Origin of the sequence: Mesorhizobium sp. CO1-1-11 (genome assembly GCF_020164995.1) — a bacterium.
GTDB lineage: Bacteria > Pseudomonadota > Alphaproteobacteria > Rhizobiales > Rhizobiaceae > Mesorhizobium > Mesorhizobium australicum.
Window position 1 is genome coordinate 262,731 of record NZ_JAIUHE010000001.1, and the last position, 18,255, is coordinate 280,985.

An 18,255-nucleotide genomic window follows, 5' to 3' on the forward strand; every position below is an offset into this window, starting at 1 on the left:
AAATTCCGTGACAATCGGGAATACCGCTATGGATGAAGAAACAGATGGCATTCCGCGGAACAGGCCGGCGGCCCGGGATGTCGACGCGACCGACCGAAAAATATTAGGCGTTCTCGTCGAAGACGCGACTGTCAGCTATGCCGAACTCGGCGATCGCGTCGGCTTGTCGCCGCCGGCAGCGCACGAGCGCGTCAAGCGGCTTCGGCGCAGCGGCGCCATTCGCAATACGGCCGCCATCATCGATCCCAACGCGGTGAGAAAACCGCTGCTCACCTTTGTCCACATCGACACCAGCGGCTGGGGCAAGACTCCGGAACTGATGGCGATCTCGGAATATCCCGAGGTCGAGGAGATCCACACCGTCGCCGGCGATACATGCGTACTACTCAAGGTGCGCACCGAGGACACCAAGGCGCTCGAAGGCCTGCTGTTGCGTCTCTACGAGACACCCGGCGTCACCTCGACGCGCAGCTACGTGGTTCTGGCGACCTATCTCGAACGGCCGGTGCAACCCGGCATCACCGCGCAGTGGCCGACGCCCAAGCACATGGGCAAGCCGTTGTATTGAACGGCCTGGATCGTCGCTTAGCTTCCCAGCCGGATCGTCTCGAAATAGGCGTCGGTGCCGACCTGGCCGCCTTTCAGCGCTATTTCGAGGCCATCGATCTCACCGCCGCCATGGGCGACGCAGAGCGGAGATCCCGGCGATTGCGGTAACGGCATGCGCACGGTCAGCGCGTCGATGGCCAATTGTCCGAGCGCGTGGCTGGACGTATCGCCACCAGCGATCACCGCGCGCTTGAGTTTCTGCTCGGCGATCAGACGGCGCAGGATGGTCCCCAGCGCCCGCCCGAGCGTGTTCCGGGCGCCCTCGATCCGGTCGATCTCGGCGCCGCGATCGGCCTGTGGACCAAGCGCGGTGTAGAGGATGACGCTGCGGCCCTTGGCAAGGCTCGCCAGCCCGGCCGCGACCGCCTGCTCGATCGCTTCGCCGGCGCCCTCGCGGACCAGCCGCATCGCATCCATCTCAATACCGTCGAACCCGTGGGCGAGTGCGTGGCGGATTTGCTTTTCCGTGGTGGGCGAGACGCTGCCCGACACCACGGCGAGCCGATCCACCGGACCGGGCGACGCGAATGCCGCATGCCCCGACACGATGCCTTTGGCTGCCCACTCGGCAAGCAAGGCATATTCGGCGCCGGAGGATCCGACGACAAAACCATGGCCCTTTTCATGGATGCGCCAAAGCTGTTCGCCGACCCGCTGCTGAGTCCGGAGGCTATCGACGTCGAACAGGACGATGTCCTTGTCTCGCAGGATCTGATCGACCGTTTGCGAAAGATCGTCCGCCTGCAGCGCCGCCAGGTCGACCAGACCGGAACTTAGGCTGGTCTGGCGCGAAAGGTGGATGAGCAGGTCGGCCTCGTCCATCGGCGTCACCGGATGCCTGCTCATCACCGGATGCCGGTCGATGCGGAAATACGCGCCGCGGAATGCCGCGAAGAGATTGCCGAAGGCGGTGTAGCGCTTGAGCTGCGGCGCCCCGACCACCATCGGCACGCTCGCTCGGCCGAAAATACGCCTGCCGATTTCGGTGGCGCGGCCAATGCTGCCGACCGCCGGGCTGGAATCGAAGGTAGAGCAGATCTTGTAGTGGCAGATCGCCGCCCCGAGGCCTTTCAGCCATTCGAAGGCCGGCGTCAGGTTTTCCTCCATCCATTGCGGCGTTTCGCTTCGGCTGGTGCCCGCCAATCCAACCGCGCGGCAATGCGAAAATCGCGCCAGCAAGGACGGATCGGGCTGGTTCATGAACAGCACCGTCGGAACGCCGCCGAGCTCAAGCGCCTCCATGACGTCCGTCGAACCGGTAAGGTCGTCGCCATAATAACTGAGGAGCAGGTTTTGCGCGGCCATGCTCATGCTGCCTTGCCGTCGCCGAACTTTTCGATCGATCGGGCCAGTTCGATGTGATCGCGGGCATAGTCCGCCAGCGCAATGCCCTCGACCGCCGCCTGCCAGGCTTGCAGCACGGCCCGCACGCCGGCACCGGGTCCGTCCGGATGGCTGACGATGCCGCCGCCGCAGAGGTAGAGGAGGTCGACCGTGCGGCCGGTGCGCTCATAGGTTTCGGGTGCCTGGCCGCCCCATTGGCCCGAGCAGGCCACGGGCAGCGCGCAATCGTCTGATGAAAACAGCGGCGTCGTCACTGCCTCGAAGGAGCGGATGAAGGAATCGTCCGGCTCCCAATATTTCGAGCCGATGCCGTTGATCTGGAACTGGTCGACGCCGAGCAGCCGCCAGAATTGCTGCCAGACCTTGAAGTCCATGCCGAGGCCGGGGTGGCGTGTGAGAATGTCCCAGCCATTGCGATGGGCATGCAGCACCAAGCCGGAACGCTTCCGCAGAAAAGCCATGCCACCGAAGCCGATCGAGTTGATGTTGACGACCGCGCAATTGCCGCCGGCTTGGAGCACAAGATCGTGGTTGCGCATCATCTCGTCGGGATCGGCATGCGAGATGCCGAAGGCATACATCACCTTCTTGCCGGTCTTCTGCTCATGGTCGAGAATCCCTGGCATGATCGCCTTCACCCGCTCCGCCAGCGGCGAATAGGCAGGGCTCATCAGCTTCTCGTCGTCCTTGATGAAATCGACGCCGGCCTCGATCAGTTCGCCCACCATCGCGGCCGTCTCGTGCGGCCTGAGACCAAGCGCCGGCTTGACGATGGTACCGATGATCGGGCGGCCCTCGACACCGGTCAGCCCGCGGCTGCCCGCAACGCCGAACTGTGGACCCGGATGGGCACCCCGGTATTGTTCCGGCAGCTTCATGTCGATGACGCGGATGCCGGACAGGCCCCTGATCGAATAGGTGCCACCAATGGCAATGGTCATCAGTGCCGACAGGTCGGTGCCGATGGCGTCGAAGGGGAAGGCGATGTCGACATCGGCGCGCCGGAAGGGCCCGCTGCCGGATCCGGGGAGAGAGGGTTGCGTGGCATCCGGCAGGTGCCGGATCGCCAGCACGCGCGCCGCCACGCGCGCCTTCAGCTCCTCGGTCTCGCCCGGCAGCGCGACGAAGGTGCCGGTCGACTGGTCGCTGGCGATCTTGGCGGCCAGCGCCTCGATGCTGCCAGAGGTTTCGATGCGATAAGTAAGCGTGATCATGATCAGTCCGCCGCTCGAAAAAGGTTCGAAAAAAGTTTCGTCGCGCAGGAAATCTGGTATAATGAGTACATAAGTATTGCAAGAAATATCCACGCCTCGGCAAGAGTGGGTGGGCTGCCGCAAAGCTGGAGCGAACCCGCTCCAGGCGCGGGCATTCCGGTAATCCTGCCGGGAATGCTAAACAGGAACCGGGCCAGGGAGTGATTCGTCACGATGAACCGTTCGGAGCCGATCGTCCGGCGCAAACTTTCCGACGAAGTCTTTGCAAGATTGAAGCGGCTGATCACCAGCGGCGAACTGCAGCCGGGCGACGACATGCCGTCCGAGCGCGAGTTGATGGAGCGCTTCGAGGTCGGCCGGCCGGCGATCCGCGAGGCCATGCAGGCGCTGAGCAATATGGGGTTGGTCGCCATCTCGCATGGCGAGCGCGCCAAGGTGCTGCAACTCACCGCCAAGTCGATCATCAAGCAGGTCGACGGTGCGGCCAAGATCATCCTGTCCTCGTCCCGGGACACGCTGGAGCACCTGAAGACCGCGCGCATCTTCTTCGAGCGCGGCATGGTCAGGGAAGCCGCGGAAAGGGCCAAATCAGAGGATGTGCAATTGCTGAAGGCGACCGTGGCCGAGCAGCGCGCCGCGCGCGGCGATTCCGAAGCCTTCATCTCCGCCGACATGAAATTCCATACCCAGATCGCGTCCATTTCAGGCAATCCGATCTATGTCGCCGTCAGCGAAGCCACACTGGGCTGGCTGAAGGAATACCACACCGAAATGCTGATCTGGACCGGCAAGGAAAAATACACGCTGACCGAGCACGAAGAGATCATCGACCGCATCGAGCACGGGGATGCCGACGGCGCCGAGAAGGCGATGATCAAGCACCTCGAGCGCTCGCGTGCGCTCTATGTGATGAATTCCGAGAAGTAACCGATCCTGGTAATCGCATAGGGAGACATCACGAGATCGCCCCGGCCAAGCGCGGAAGCGTCGACCCGCATGTCGTTCGGTGTCAGGTTCGCCAGCCAGACGATGGTCTCGCCCGACGCGGAGCGGCCGGCCAGCGCCAGGACCCGCGTCTCGTCGCTCGTCATGGCGGAAACATGCGTCAGCCCGGCCAACTCACAAAGCCCTTTGACGGCCTGGAAAATCGGCCGCGGCGATCCCTCTGCGGCGGGTTCGCCCGATCCCGCGACCACGCCGAACGGTCCAGCGAAACTGGACAGAGTCAGCATCTCCAGTCCCGCCGGCGCGACCCGCGCGGCATAGCCGATCGTCCATGCGGCGGCGAACTGCGCGGCGTGGCGCGGGTCGCGGTTCGCCATGGCGATGCGCTGTCCCTGAGGATTGTCCTTGGTCGCGCCGCCATACGGGTTCTGGCGCATGGCAATCGTCGATGGTCCGATCCGGTACGGCTTTGTCCCGAAGATCGCCCGCGTGGACCGGGTGATGAAGGGCAGCGCCTCCAGCGACTGCATCACGCTGAGATCGTCGGCGGCATGCACGATCGGGTTGGTGCAGTGGGTGATGAAGTCGAGCTGGCCGGCTGGAACGCGCTTGCGGTTGAGTTCGGTGAAATAGCTGAACATGCCGCCGCCGAGGCGGAGGCCGGGAAAGGCGCGGCGGGCGGCCGCGTAGACGTCCTCGAGCGGTGGGCATGCCGGCCAGGCACTGCCCGGCGGCGTCGATTGCCGATCGACCGCAGGCGACACCGCGATGGCGTCGAGCCGCAGGCCTGCCCGGCGCACCATGTCGGCGACCTCGGAAAGTTCGGCGTCCAGATCGCCGGCACAAGCGACCACGCACTCCAGCGTCGTCGAAACAGGATAGGCGGCCGCCAGCCGGGCATGGGCGCGCAGCGCCTCGCGGCCGTGACCACGCGTCGGGTCGAAGTGGAAAAGCAGTTGCCGGGGACCGAGCCCTCGCAGCAACGGCAGGTCGGCAAGTGCCGCCTCGATCTCCTCGGGATAGACCACGATGCCGATATCGGGCAGCTTCGCGCCGGCTTGCCCGAGCTCGACGCGGACCGGTTCGGCCGGCGCCGCCGAGGCAGGCACATTGGCATCGCCGGTGATGCGCAGGCTGATCGTCTGGCGCATCGGTTCGCCGGCTGGCAGCACATACGGCCATGGCAGCGCCAGCGGCCGCACATAGGTTTTGTACGAGGCGTCGGACCAGTTGCGCTGGTCCTCCATCTCGAATGCGTCGCCTTCCATCCGGCATTGCGCGACAACGCCGGGCCGCACCTGATGCGTGATGGCGCGCAAATCCTTGAACGGCTGCCAGGGGTCGATCAGATCGGGGAGTTCCGTCTCGACCACGCTGCCGTCGGTGTGCTCGACGGTCACCGGGCTGCCGGCGAGGCCGGCGATCGGGTGCAGGATGCAGAAGCCGCAGCGGTTGGTTTCGAAATCGCTCTCGGGCAATGCGATTACGTCGAAGACCAGCCTGCCGTCGGCGGAGCCTTCGATTGTCGCGTGGAAGCGGAGGCTGCTGTCATCCGGACCGGTGCAGCTCGCCTCATAGCTTATCGAGAAACGGTCGTCCTTCTGGTCGACGGTCAGGTCCGTCAGGTCGGGCTCATAAGTGCCCCAGTCGCGGTCGCGCACGATGTAGGCGATGGCGCGCAGCACTTCGGTGCCGCCGTGGCGGATGGTGCGCAAATTGCCGTTGACCAGTTCCGCGCTCAATGCCCCCGCACGCAGCGTGACCGGCTTGGGCTCGGCCGCGCGCGTGCCGTAGAGCTGGAAAGCGTCCGCCGTCATCTGAGCAGCGCGTCGATCTGCACCGGTTCTCGGCTGGCGGCACCGGCATAGGCGGCCTCGACCAGGGCGAATGTCCTCAGATTGTCCGCGCCTGAAGTCGCCGGTTCCTGGCCTGATGCAAGGCAGTCGACCCAGTGCCGCTGGATGGCCAGCACGCTTTCCTGGATGTTGTGCCAAGGCCGCGAGGCCCAGGGCAGCAGCGGCGGCGAGATGTCGCTCACCTTGGTTCCGCTCTTGCCGGTGACGGTCAGCCGATAGCCTTGCGCCAGCCGGATCGTGCCGTCGCTGCCGTCGAGTTCGATGAGCGTCTCCGGGAACGGCTCCACCGCAAGCTTGGTCGCATAACTGCAATCGACCACCGAGGTGGCGCCGCCGGCGTGATCCATGAGGATCGTGGCGACATCCTCGCCGGCGATGGCCGGGTTGATGCGTTTGGTCCGCGCGGTCAGGCTCGACACATCGCCGAGCAGGAAGCGGGCGATATCGAGGATATGGATGCCGAGATCCTCGATGATGAAGCGCTTGCCCGTCGCGAGATAGGGCTGGCCGGAAAACACGTCATAGCCGGAGCGGAAGGAGATGCGTCCGAAGAAGGGCGTGCCGATCTCGCCGCTGTCGAGCACCGCGCGCACCGCCTGGATCGGCGATTGCCAGCGAAAATTCTCATGCACCATCAGCGGCACGCCGGCATCCGCGCAAGCCTTCACCATCGCCTTGGCGTCGGCCAGCGTTGGCGCGAACGGTTTCTGGCAGATCACGGGAACGCCATGCGCGGCCGCCATCTCGACCAGCGGCCGATGGCTGCCGACCGTGGTGGCAATGTCGACGAAATCGAGCGTCTCGGCGGCGAAAAGTTCCGCCGCATCGGTGTAGCGCCGCGTCACGCCGAACTGGTCGCCGACTATCTTGAGCCGCTCGGGATCGCGGTCGCAGACGGCGATGATCGCGGCGCCTTCGATGTCACGCCAGGCATGCATCTGGTTGACGGCGAAGAAGCCGCAGCCGATCAGCGCTCCACTTAAGCCCGCCATTCTCTCAACCCGCCTTTGCCGTCTGCATGAGGGTGACACGCTGCTGCAGCCGGCGCTGCGCCTGGTCGACGACCACGGCGACGATGATGACCAGCCCCTTGATCACCATCTGCCAGAAAGAACTCACGCCCATCATCACCAGCCCGTCCGACAGGATGCCGATAACGAAGGCGCCGACGATGGTGCCGCCGATCGTGCCGCGCCCGCCCGACATCGAGGTGCCGCCGAGCACCGCCGCGGCGATGGCGTTCAATTCGAAGCTCTCGCCCGTCGCCGGATGCGAGGCCATCAGCTCCGAGGAGATGATCAGGCCGACGATCGCCGCGCAGAAGCCGGAAAACATGTAGACGAACATCTTGACCATGTTGACGCGCACGCCTGAGATGCGCGCCGCCCTCTCATTGCCGCCGACGGCGAAGATGTGCCGGCCGAGCGGGGTGTAGCGCGCGAGATAGGCAGCCCCCAGCGCCACCACGATCAGAATCCAGATCGACACCGGCAGGCCGAGCAGCCGGCCGGCGCCGAGGAAGCCGAAGCCGGTGGTGCCGAGTTCCGGCTTGCCGACCAGGTTGGGGAAGGTGCGGCCGTCGGAGGACAGCAGCGCGAAACCGCGCGCGACATAGAGCACGCCGAGCGTGGCGATGAAGGGTGCGACGTTGAGCCTGGTGATCAGCAGCCCGTTGACGGCGCCGATCGCTATGCCGACCAGAAGCGTGATCAGGGCGATCTCGACGACGTTGAAATAGATGGTGTAGCCGATCTGCAGGTCGATGCCGTTGAGCACGAGATAGCCGGCCACCATGCCGCACAGGCCGACGATCGAGCCGACCGAAAGATCAATGCCGCCGGTGATGATGACGAAGGTCATGCCCATGGCCAGGAAGGCGTTGAGCGCCACGTGCTTGGCCATCAGGATCAGGTTCGCCGCAGACAGGAAGTTCGGCGCGGCGATCGAGAAGAACACCAGGACCGCGATCAGCGCGATAAAGGTCCTGAGCTTCATCAGTGTCAGCAACGCGGAGCCGCCGGAGGCGGAAGGAGCGGTCGCCTTGGCCGGAATGTCAGTCATCAGCGTTGCTCCCCATGTGCGGCCGGTCCGTGGCCCAGCGCCGACGCGGCGACGATCGCCGCCTCCGTCGCTTCGGTGCGGTCGAACATGCCGGTCAATCTGCCATTGCTCATCACCGCGATGCGGTCGGACAGTGCCATCACTTCGTCGAGGTCGGAGGTGGCGAACAGGATGCCTAGCCCGTCGCGCGAAAGCTTGCGCATGGTGCGGAAGACATCGGCCTTGGCGCCGACATCGATGCCACGGCTGGGCTCGTCCATCAGAAGCACTTTCGGTCCGGTGAGCAGCGCCTTGCCGATCACCACCTTCTGCTGGTTGCCGCCCGACAGCGACGAGACTTCCTGCGCCGGGTCGGCGACCTTGATTGCCAGTTCCCGCACCATCTGCATCACGGCCTGCCGCTCGGCGCCGCCACGGATATGGAACAGGCGTACGAAACGCGACAGGCTCGCCAGCGTCAGGTTGCTGGCCACCGAGAGGATCGACACCAGGCCTTCGCGCTGGCGGTCCTCGGGGATCAGTGCAAGCCCGCGCTGGATACGGCGCGTCGTGTCGCGCTCCTTCACTTGCCTTCCGGCGATGAAGATCTTGCCGCTGGCATGGCCGTGGCGACCCATGATGCAGTCGAACAGCTCGCTCCGCCCGGCGCCCATCAGCCCGTATATGCCGAGGATTTCGCCGGCGCGCAGCGACAGCGAGACATGGTCGACCGCCAGTCCGCCGGTGACGCGCGGCAGGCAGATCTCCTCGGCGCGGAAGATTTCCTCGCCTGGCTGGTGGCCGTCGGCCTTGGCGAAATCCTTGGCATCCGAGCCGATCATCTGCCGCACGATCCACTGCGTGTCGACGTTCTTCATTTCCTCCTGGCCGGTGATGCGCCCGTCGCGCAGCACGGTGACCGTGTCGCCGATGCGGATCAGTTCTTCCAGCCGGTGCGAGATGTAGACGATAGCGACGCCGCGCGCCTTGAGGTCGGCGATCACCTTGAACAGGATTTCGACTTCCGTAGCACTCAGCGCCGAGGTCGGCTCGTCCATGATCAGGATCTTGGCGTCGAGCGATACCGCTTTGGCGATCTCGACCAGCTGCTGCTGGCCGATGCGCAAGTCCTCGACCAGCATGTCTGGCCGGATGCCGGCCTCGAGCCGGTCGAGGAATTCGCCCGCCCGCTTTTCCTGTGTCTTGCGATCGATCTTGCCCAGCCGGTTGGTGATCTCGCGTGTGGCGAAGATGTTCTCGGCCACGGTCATATTGCCGAACAGGTTCAGCTCCTGGAACACCATGCCGATGCCGCGCGCGACCGCGTCTCCCGACGAGGAGAAGGAAACCTCTTCGCCTTCGAGCAGGATACGGCCGAGGGTCGGCTGCTCGACGCCGGCGATGATCTTCATCAGCGTCGACTTGCCGGCGCCGTTTTCGCCGACCAGCACGTTGACGGCCCCCTTGTGCACCTCGAAGTTCGCCTGCTTGACCGCGACCGTGCCGGCATAAACCTTCGAGACGTCCTCCAGCTTGAGGATAACCTCGTGAGCGGGGCTCATGGCTTCGGCCCGATCTCGGCCTCCGCCGGGGTCACCAGCGGCAGGTCCTGGCCGCCTTCGATCGTATAAGCGCCGATCACCTTGGCGGTGCGGCCCTCAAGCGCCTCGCGAGGCAGTTTGGACAGCACGGTCTTACCGGCATAGGCGTTGAAGGCCTTGCCGAACTGGGCGAAGTCGATCTGATTGGTGAAGTCGTTGAACTGGACGAAATCGAGGCTGTCTCTAAGTGCAGTGCCGCGTATCGCCGGCCCGATCTGGACGCGCGCATCGGCCTTGTCGTCGCCGTCCACGTCGACATCCATCGTTGCCGCGCGCGACTGCGTGTTGGCGGCGACGATCTTGCCCTCGACGCGGACCGCGAAGGTCCATGGCGAATTCGCCTGCTTCCTTGGATTGCCGTATTTGGCGCCGGCCGCCGCCGGATCGGTTTTCGCCAAGGCATGGACCTCGGCGAACGGCCCAGCCTTCTGCCTGAGGTAGGGGATGACCTTCGGGGCCCAGATGTCCTCGACCATCTTGTCCGGGTTAAAGGCAGACGCGCTGTTTTCACTCTGCGCCACCGGCGTCGGCAGGATTTTGCAACCGCCGAGGCCAAGGCCCGCGAGCGCGACAAGCGTCAGCCAACTAAAAGGGGTTAGCCAGGTCAATGTCTTCGGCATGGCGGTCAAAAGCACCCGGAACGTGAAATTAGAGCAATTCCAGGAAAACTGTGAAACGGTTTCCCGTCCGGAATTGCATCAAAATAAAGCACTGAGGGGCGAACGCGTGTCCGCCCCTCGCAATTATATCGTGCCGGCTCAGTTCTTCAGCGCGAAGGTTTCCAGCTTGGCGGCATTGTCGCCATTGATGAGCACGCAGTCCATCAGCTGCTTTTCCTTCTCGGGTGACTTCTTGTTCTTGATGAAGTCGTTGGCCTGTTCCACCGCCATCTGCGCCTGGGCGTAGGCCGGCTGCAGCACCGTCGCCTTGATGCCGCCCGAGGTGATGGAATCGCGCACGTCGTTCGAACCGTCGAAGCCGACGACGATGACATCCTTGCGGTTCGCCGCCGCGAGCGCCGCATAGGCGCCCATCGCCATCGTGTCGTTGCCGGAGATGACGCCCTTGATGTCGGGGTTGGCCTGCAGGATCGATTCCATCTTGGAATAGGCCTCGGTCTGGCTCCAGTTGGCCGATTGCTGCGCGACCATTTTCAGGTCCGGATAATCGTCGATGACGTCATGGTAGCCCTTGGAGCGGATGCCGGCATTGGTGTCGGATTCCTTGCCGACCAGCTCGACGAAATTACCCTTTTCGCCCATCAGCTTGACGAACTCCTGCGCGCCGAGCTGGGCGCCCTGGTAGTTGTTGGAGACGATCTGCGCCACGGCAACGCCTGTGGCGTTGATCTCGCGATCGATCAGGAAGGAGGGAATGCCGGCGTCCTTGGCCTTCTGCACGGCGGCGACGGTCGCGTCGGCGCCGGCATTGTCGAGGATGATCGCCTTGGCGCCGCGGCCGATCGCGGTATCGATCAGCTCGGACTGCTTGTTGGCGTCGTCGTCATGCACCAGCACCAGCGCCTCGTAGCCGAGTTCCTTGGCCTTGGCCTCGGCGCCGACGGCTTCCGCCTTGAAGAACGGATTGTCGTGCGATGGGGTGATGATGGCGATGAGGTCCGCCGCGTAGGCGGGCATCGCCGTGCCGAGCGCCAGCACGCCGGCGAAGGCGGCAAGCGTCATTCTGCGTGTCAGTTTCATGAAGTCCTCCCGTTTGAAAAGCCTGTGTCTCGATCGTTCGAGCCACTTGTCTGTGTTTGAATTCGTCAGCGTGTGAAGGTTGCGGAACGCCCGGGCTCAAGCCCACCAGCTCCGCCAAGGCAAGTTCCTATTCCCCCATCCTCCACCCGTCTCAGCATCGAACTCCCGGCGAAGCGTGATCCGAGCGAACATTAGCTTAGCTAACTGGTATGATGAGTCAACCACAAATTCAGGTGATCTGTACCTAAGGCAGATCTGTACCTAGAGACGCTCAAGTGATCCGCTGGATGCTGGCCGCGATCTCTTCGGGCTCGAAGACGCGCTTCCAGTCGTCGCGCATCAGCACCGGCTTGCCAAACTCGATCGCCTTGTTGCAGGCATCCGAGAACACCCCCTTGGTTTCGCCGAAGATGACGGCGCCGAGCACGTTCATGTGGCCAAGCAGGAAGTCGAGTGCCGCCTGCTGGTCGACGCCGCGCGCCACCACCTCGTCGACCGCTTCCTTCATGACGACCAGCAGCGAGGCGCACACCGTTTCCGAAAGTCCCGGCTCGAGCAGCGCCATCTGTTCGACGGAAACGCGGTGCGAGCGCATTACCGGCGCCCAGATGATCTTGGCGATAGCCTCCCCCTTGGCGTAGTCGGCCTCCGGTCCCTGCATCAGTGCGCTGACCATGTGCTGCTTGGCCTTGACGCCGCCGAAATAATCCTTCTTGGCCGCCATGTCGGTCTCGTCGTTGAAGATCGGCGGATGACAGGGATGGGTGACGAAGTAGGTCAGGTCGGGACGATTAGGCAGATGGCCGGCAAACGGTGCGGCGGCATCGAGCACGATGACCATCGTGCCCGGCGCAAGCTTGCTCTCGATGCCGGCCGCGACCTTGCCGATATGGGTGTCCGGCACGGCCAGGATCACCACGTCGGCGCCTTCCAGCGCCTCGTCGGCGCTGACCGTGTCGAAGCCCAGTCCGGTCTTCAGCCGCTCGCGCCCGGCCTCGCTGACCTCGACATGGCGGATTGTATAGGGCGAACCGCGGAAATTGGTCGAAAGGCGGTAGCCCATTTTGCCACCGGCACCGAACAGCGCAATCGTCGTCATCTAGCCCTTGCTCCTTGGTCGCGGACGCCGGCATTGCCGATCGTCACCTTATCTACTGGTATGATCACTCTACCACAGCTTGGCAAGAGAAATCATCACTCGGATTTCAGCGTGCCGTCGTCGCCTGCGCGGTCGACGGCGGCTCGCCTCGACAGCACCTGGCGGCCGGCCAGCGCCAGAACGAAGATGACGACGATGCCTTGCACGATGTCCTGCGCACCTGGCGGCAGGCCGACGATCTGCATGGTGGTGACGATGAGGATCAAAAGGATGCTGGCGAACAGCGTGCCGACGGCGCTGGCCGAGCCGCCGAAGATCAGCGTCCCGCCCAGAACCACCGCAGCGATCGACTGCAGGAGATAGGGCTGGCCCATTTCGAGGAAGGCGCCGCCTATATAAGCGCCGAGCAGCAGCCCGTTGAGCGAAGCCAGCACCGCCGAGATGATGAACGCCGACGCGATGATCCGGTTGTTGCGGATCGCCGCCAGTCGCGCGGCGGTGCGATTCTGGCCGACCGCCGACAGCAACTGTCCGAACACCGTGTAGCGCAGCACGAACGCGGTCGCGGCCACGCCGACAATGGCGATGACGGCCATGATCGGCACGCCGGAGACGCGGCCCGTCGCCAGCGTCTTCAAGAGCGGGCTGACGGCGAAACCCGATATGGCGCGGTTCGACAGCAGCGTTGCCGTCGCCAGCACATAACCCGTCGCCAGCGTGGCGATGATGGCTGGTATGTTCAGCCCGACGACGAGCAGCGAGTTCAAGCCGCCGACCGCAAGGCCGAGCAGGATCGCCGCACCCACGCCGATGGCGAGGTTGGCATCCTGGCCCTTGATGGTGAGCAGCGCCACGAAGGCGCTGAGCGTGATCACCGACGCCACCGAAAGGTCGATATTGCCGCGCCCGGTGGTGACGACGAACATCTGGCCTATGCCGACAACGGTCAGGAACGACGCCGATAGAATGATGCCCGACAGGCTGGAGAGGCTGAACCGGTTGGTGACGATGGACAGCACCAGCCAAAGCACGAGCACGCCGATCGCCGACCAGACCCAGCGGTTCTTCTGCGCCCACAGGCTGAAGGCGGCGAGGCCGTTCATTGTTCGCTCCTGCGGTCGGCGGTCAGGCTGCGCAGCGTCAGCAGGGCGATGAGGATCAGCCCTTGCGTTGCCGCGTTGAAGTCGCTGCTCACGTTCAGCGTGCCGAGCAAGGCGCCGATCAAGGCCAGCGTGACCGCCCCGGCGACGGCGCCGACCGGCGAGATGACGCCGCCCAGCAGCGAGCAGCCGCCCATCACCACGGCGGCGACGCTGAGCAGCGTGAACGAATTGCCGGAATTGATATCGCTTGCCGTGTTGATCGCGGTCAGCGACAGGCCGGCGGCAGCCGCGAACAGTCCGGCGACGAGGTAGCGCACCAGCGCATAGCGCGTCGGCGACCAGCCGGAGCGGATCATGGCGGTCGGATTGTTGCCGAAGCCGCGCAGCACCACGCCGAGCGGCAGCCGGTCGATCAACAGCACCACCAGCGCGACCGCGGCGATGAGGATGATGGAGGTGGGCAGGAAACCCAGTGACCAGCTGAACATCGCCGACAGCCATTCGGGGCTGGCGCCGCCCGGCGTCGGCTGCAGCGCATAGCCCAGTCCCATCCAGATGAAAGAGGCGCCAAGCGTGACGACGATGGCTGGGATCTTGCGTGCCTGGATCAGGCCGCCAAGCCCGGCATAGGCGGCGACCGCCGCCACCAGCGCCAGCGCGCCGAGCCATGGCTGATCGTAGAGCAGCGTGGCGGAAAGCACGCTGACCAGGCCGGCAAAGGCGCCGACGCCGAGATCGATCTCGCTGCCGCCGACGATGAACATCTGCGCCGCCGTCACCAGCACCAGCGACAGCGCCGGCATCAGGAGCAGGTCGAGCCCGAAGATCGAAGCGACCGCCGGGTTGGCCGAGATCATCACTGCCAGCACGGCGGCGAGGCCGATGAAGGGAGCCGCGTTCACCAGCCGGCGGGCAAGCCCGGCGCCGGCGGTGCTGTGTCGCGGGCCGGCGCGCGTGTCCGCCTGCTGGGCGAAGGATGCGCCGACGACGGCCGATTCCGTGATCGCCGCTCCGCTCAATTCCTTGACGATGCGCCCGCCCGAAAACACCAGCACGCGGTCGCAGGCCAAAAGCTCGGCATCTTCGGTCGTATGCCAGACCAGCGTGCGCCCGCTGCGCGCGATCTCGTTGCAGAGCCTGTAGAAGTCCTGCTTGGTGGCGATATCGACGCCGCGCGTCGGATCGTCGAGCAGCAGGATCGGCGTGTCGGCGACGAGCGCCCGGGCAACCAGCGCCTTCTGCTGGTTGCCGCCGCTGAGTTCGAGGATGTTGGAGCCGAAGCGCTTGTCGTCGAGCCGCAGCCGGCCGGCCGCTTCGGCCGCCGCCTCGCGGTTGGCACGCTGCGAAACCAGCCCCAGTGCCGGACGGCGGGCAAGGCTGCCAATGCTGATGTTTCCAAGCACGCTCCACAGCGGGAACACGCCTTCCTTCTGGCGGTCGCCGGCAATGAAACCGGCATCGCCGCTCCGGGTCACCGCGGCCCCTCTGGCGGAATCCGGCTCGAAAATGGCGTGCAGCAACTCCTTCTGTCCGCTGCCCTCGAGCCCTGCCAGTCCGATGATCTCGCCGCGGCCGATCTCGATGTCGCGGCCGAGACCGGCGGTCAGGAAGCCGGACAGTTTGACCAGCACCTCGCCGCTGCTGGCGGCGGCGGCGCCGTGCTGGTGGATCGAATTGGCGTCGCCGCCCATGAGCTGCACAAGTTGGCCGATGGAGGTGCCGGCCACATCGCCGCGCCAGGCGGTGCGCCCGTTGCGCAGCACCATCACCTGCGTGGCGATGTCGATGATTTCCTGCAGCTTGTGGCTGATGAAGATGAAGGCAAGGCCGGATTTGGCTCGTTCGCGGATGAAGGCCCGCAACTGCCGCGAGCGGTCGAGGTCGAGCGAGGAGGTCGGCTCGTCGAGCACGATCAGCTTGACACCCGGCGTGGCGGCGGCGCGCGCGATCTCGACCATCTGCCGCTCGGCGATGGAGAGATGGCCGACTTCGGCGTTCACATCGATGCCGTTGGCGGGAAAGACGGCGTCCAGCGCCGCCCGGGCGCGGGCTCGATAGAGCGCGCGCCAGCCCGGCCGGTTGCCTGCGTCGCCTGGCGTCTCCAGGAAGAAGTTCTCGGCCACGGAAAGGTTGGCGCACAGCGACAGTTCCTGATGCACCATGCGGATGCCGCGCCTTTGCGCCTCCGCCGTGTCGTAGTCGGCGAAGCCCACATCCTGGCCGGTGAACGAAATCGAGCCGAGGGTCGGTGACGTCGCCCCGCACAGGATGCGCATCAGTGTCGATTTGCCGGCGCCGTTGCCACCGACCAGGCCGATGATTTCGCCGGCCGAGACGGCGAGGTCGATTTGCGCATTCGCCAGCGTCGGCCCGAAGCTCTTGGTGATCCGCGACAGCGAGACGACGTTTGGCCTGGTGTCGGGCACCGTAGCGGCTGCACCCTCCGGATCGGTTACGGCGAGATGGGACATTCGTCCTCCGTTTCTTACGGGCAGGGGGGGGGGGGGGGGGGGGGGGGGGGGCCGGGGCGGGGCCGTTGGGCGCGCCCGGTCCCTGGCAATGGCAGCCTTACTTGCTGAGCAGGTTCTGCTTGACCCAGTCGAGCGAATAGGTAGGGCTGATGATCTGGCCGCCCGGCAGCTTCGCATACTCCTTGAGATTGCTGGCATCGACCGTCGCCACCGGCATGATCATCAGCTTCGGTGCCTTGCCGCCGTTGAGCAACGAAAGGCCGAGCCAGAACGCGGCGCCGCCAATGCCCGGCGTGGTGTTCATCGAGACGGTCTGGTAGCCGTTCTTGGCATTCTCTTCGGCCCACCATTTGACGAAGTCGGTGCCGCCGCCGCCTTCGATGATCGGCATCTTGCCGGCATAATCGCCGCCATACTGGACGAAGGCCTGGGCGATGCCGACATCGTCGCTGCCGCCCTGGCCGAGCACGGCGTCGACATGTGGCAGCGAGGGCAGGACGTTGGCGATCGCCGCCTGCGCGACCGAGGCGGTCGCCTGGCCGTAGACGGTGGCGACAACCTTGATGTCGGGATATTTCGCCAGCACCGACTGCTGCGCGTTGAACATGTCGTTGTCGGGCGCAGAGCCCTTCACGCCGCGCACCTGGATGACGTTGCCCTTGCCGCCGATCATCTTGAAGACGGCTTCGGCCTGGGCCGCCTTGTAGCCCTTGAAGTCGAAGTTGAGCTGGTAGTTGCAGGGCGCCGAAGCAACCGAATCGAAGGAAACGACGATGATGCCGGCCTTGCAGGCCTTTTCGATGATGCCGTTGACCGCGGTCTCCGAGGCGGCGTCGACGGCGAGCACATCGACCTTCTTGAGGATCAGCTCGGCGATCTGGCTGTTCTGCTGCGCCACCGAGCCGTCACCGTTCATGATGATGTAATCGGCGATCTGGCCACCTGCCTTGGCTTCCTTGGCCGAGGCCTCGAACGCCTCCACCATCTGGTGGCGCCAGGTGTTGCCGTAATAGGCGTTGGCGAGCGCGATCACCGGTTTGTCCGACGATGCGATCGCCGGCAAAGCAGAAGCACTGGCCAGCGCGGCGCCGGCAAGCGCCGCCACAATTGAAAACTTCATGATCTCTCCTCCCAAAAATCGGCCGACCTGATCGGCTCGTCTGTCACTCCGTAAAGGTGTCTCTTCCGAAGGACACCATACCAGCTACATGTTATACCAGCATACCAAATAGGCAAGCCACTCGGAACCTCATTTGACTGCGTCCACGGGAGCAACGCGCCCGCCGGGTTCTCCGTCTCATCCCTGGCCAGTCGGGCCGTGCCGACACTATGTTTGCCGTCACGCGCCGCATTGAGACTGGCCACACTGGACGCTAGGTCATCATATATGTAATGTCAATTATTAGCGGGGACCTTGCCTGTTGGTGCGACTCGGGATCGATTGCCCCCGGGAAACGATCAGGAGAGATGCGGATGGAACCGGTCCAGAAGAAGAAGTTGTATGTCGAGGTGCTCGATCGGCTGATGGCGGCGATCTCGACATCCGAATTTCCGCCCGGTTCCCAATTGCCGTCGGAAAAGGAACTGATGACGATGATCGGCGTCGGGCGGCCGTCGATCCGGGAAGCGATGCTGACGCTGCAGCAGATGGGGCTCATCCGGATATCGCACGGCGAACGGGCGCGCGTCATCAACCCGACGCCGGAGGTGATCGTCGATCAGGTCTCCGCGGCAATGGTCATGATGCTGGCGACGAATTCGCGCGGCCTCGAAGAACTCAAAGAAGTCAGGCTCTTGCTGGAAACGGGCCTGGTTCGGATCGCCACGCGACGCGCCACGGCCAAGAGCCTGGAACGGCTTGCCGGGACCTTGCGCCACCTACGCGAGGCGAAGGGCGACCAGGCTCGGTTCGTAACCGCCGACATGGAATTCCACGCCGTCATAGCGGAAATGAGCGGTAATTCGATGATCGCGGCCGTGGCCAAGGGCATGCTCGAATGGCTGTCGCGCTTCAAGCGCGATCTCGTGGCCGTGAAAGGCGCCGAGCGTCTGACGGTCGAGGAACACGAACGCATCTACAAGGCGATCGCCAGCGGCGACGCCGAAGGCGCCAGCGCCGCCATGGCGGACCATATAGGCCGCGCCAACGAACTCTATTCGAAACTGGCGGGCAACGACGGCGGGGACTGACAGTCGAAAATTTTTTGACCGGGAAAACTCATGTGATGACATGATGTCTTTTTGATGCTATCGCTCCCGTTGTGAAGTTCATT

Annotated in this window: 15 protein-coding genes; 3 read left to right on the forward strand and 12 right to left on the reverse strand. The window is 64.5% G+C overall.

Going from position 1 to position 18,255, the window contains the following annotated elements:
* Positions 1-28: 28 nt before the first annotated feature.
* The gene (locus LB554_RS01295) at positions 29-568 is read left to right on the forward strand and encodes an Lrp/AsnC family transcriptional regulator (RefSeq protein ID WP_015318952.1); all 540 of its coding nucleotides are present in this window, start codon (positions 29-31) and stop codon (positions 566-568) included.
* A 17-nt stretch (positions 569-585) separates the two neighbouring features.
* On the opposite strand, the gene LB554_RS01300 is transcribed toward LB554_RS01295, so the two are convergent.
* Both LB554_RS01300 and oiaX read right to left on the reverse strand, forming a co-directional pair.
* Complete coding sequence (locus LB554_RS01300; protein ID WP_140715166.1) at positions 586-1,914, reverse strand: four-carbon acid sugar kinase family protein; 1,329 nt, start codon at positions 1,912-1,914, stop codon at positions 586-588.
* 2 nt (positions 1,915-1,916) lie between these two features.
* Positions 1,917-3,167: a 3-oxo-isoapionate-4-phosphate decarboxylase OiaX gene (gene oiaX, locus LB554_RS01305; protein ID WP_140661500.1), complete on the reverse strand. Its 1,251-nt coding sequence runs from the start codon at positions 3,165-3,167 to the stop codon at positions 1,917-1,919.
* A gap of 213 nt (positions 3,168-3,380) precedes the next feature.
* Between oiaX and LB554_RS01310 the strand changes: the two genes are divergently transcribed.
* Positions 3,381-4,094 (forward strand): transcriptional regulator NanR, encoded by a 714-nt coding sequence (locus tag LB554_RS01310; protein WP_140617398.1) that lies wholly within the window; start codon positions 3,381-3,383, stop codon positions 4,092-4,094.
* Here LB554_RS01310 and LB554_RS01315 read toward each other — a convergent pair.
* The 10 genes from LB554_RS01315 to LB554_RS01360 all read right to left on the reverse strand — a co-directional run bounded on the left by LB554_RS01315 (position 4,070) and on the right by LB554_RS01360 (position 17,102).
* Positions 4,070-5,929, reverse strand: a complete 1,860-nt coding sequence (locus LB554_RS01315) for a hypothetical protein (protein WP_224582808.1) — start codon at positions 5,927-5,929, stop codon at positions 4,070-4,072. The two genes, LB554_RS01310 and LB554_RS01315, sit on opposite strands and share 25 nt — an antisense overlap.
* A complete protein-coding gene (locus tag LB554_RS01320; RefSeq protein WP_224582810.1) occupies positions 5,926-6,960 on the reverse strand; it encodes a Gfo/Idh/MocA family protein in 1,035 nt (344 codons plus the stop codon). The genes LB554_RS01315 and LB554_RS01320 overlap by 4 nt, the downstream gene beginning before the upstream one ends.
* Positions 6,961-6,964: 4 nt before the next feature.
* Positions 6,965-8,029: an ABC transporter permease gene (locus tag LB554_RS01325; RefSeq protein WP_224582812.1), complete on the reverse strand. Its 1,065-nt coding sequence runs from the start codon at positions 8,027-8,029 to the stop codon at positions 6,965-6,967.
* Entirely contained in the window at positions 8,029-9,570 is a 1,542-nt protein-coding gene (locus tag LB554_RS01330; RefSeq protein ID WP_140724612.1) for a sugar ABC transporter ATP-binding protein, read from the reverse strand. Before LB554_RS01330 ends, LB554_RS01325 begins: the two co-directional genes overlap by 1 nt.
* Positions 9,567-10,229: a DUF2291 family protein gene (locus LB554_RS01335; RefSeq protein WP_015318944.1), complete on the reverse strand. Its 663-nt coding sequence runs from the start codon at positions 10,227-10,229 to the stop codon at positions 9,567-9,569. The genes LB554_RS01330 and LB554_RS01335 overlap by 4 nt, the downstream gene beginning before the upstream one ends.
* A gap of 138 nt (positions 10,230-10,367) precedes the next feature.
* Entirely contained in the window at positions 10,368-11,309 is a 942-nt protein-coding gene (locus LB554_RS01340; protein WP_015318943.1) for a D-ribose ABC transporter substrate-binding protein, read from the reverse strand.
* 271 nt (positions 11,310-11,580) lie between these two features.
* Positions 11,581-12,408, reverse strand: coding sequence for a phosphogluconate dehydrogenase C-terminal domain-containing protein (locus LB554_RS01345; protein WP_015318942.1), 828 nt, complete (start codon positions 12,406-12,408; stop codon positions 11,581-11,583).
* A 95-nt stretch (positions 12,409-12,503) separates the two neighbouring features.
* Positions 12,504-13,511, reverse strand: a complete 1,008-nt coding sequence (locus tag LB554_RS01350; protein WP_140617393.1) for an ABC transporter permease — start codon at positions 13,509-13,511, stop codon at positions 12,504-12,506.
* Positions 13,508-15,982 carry an ATP-binding cassette domain-containing protein gene (locus tag LB554_RS01355; RefSeq protein ID WP_224582814.1) on the reverse strand — a complete coding sequence of 825 codons (2,475 nt, stop codon included), beginning with the start codon at positions 15,980-15,982 and terminating at the stop codon, positions 13,508-13,510. Before LB554_RS01355 ends, LB554_RS01350 begins: the two co-directional genes overlap by 4 nt.
* A 97-nt stretch (positions 15,983-16,079) precedes the next feature.
* Complete coding sequence (locus LB554_RS01360) at positions 16,080-17,102, reverse strand: ABC transporter substrate-binding protein (protein ID WP_224582816.1); 1,023 nt, start codon at positions 17,100-17,102, stop codon at positions 16,080-16,082.
* A gap of 353 nt (positions 17,103-17,455) precedes the next feature.
* Here LB554_RS01360 and nanR point away from each other — a divergent pair, with 353 nt between their 5' ends.
* Positions 17,456-18,172 carry a transcriptional regulator NanR gene (gene nanR, locus LB554_RS01365; protein ID WP_015318938.1) on the forward strand — a complete coding sequence of 239 codons (717 nt, stop codon included), beginning with the start codon at positions 17,456-17,458 and terminating at the stop codon, positions 18,170-18,172.
* Positions 18,173-18,255: the final 83 nt, after the last annotated feature.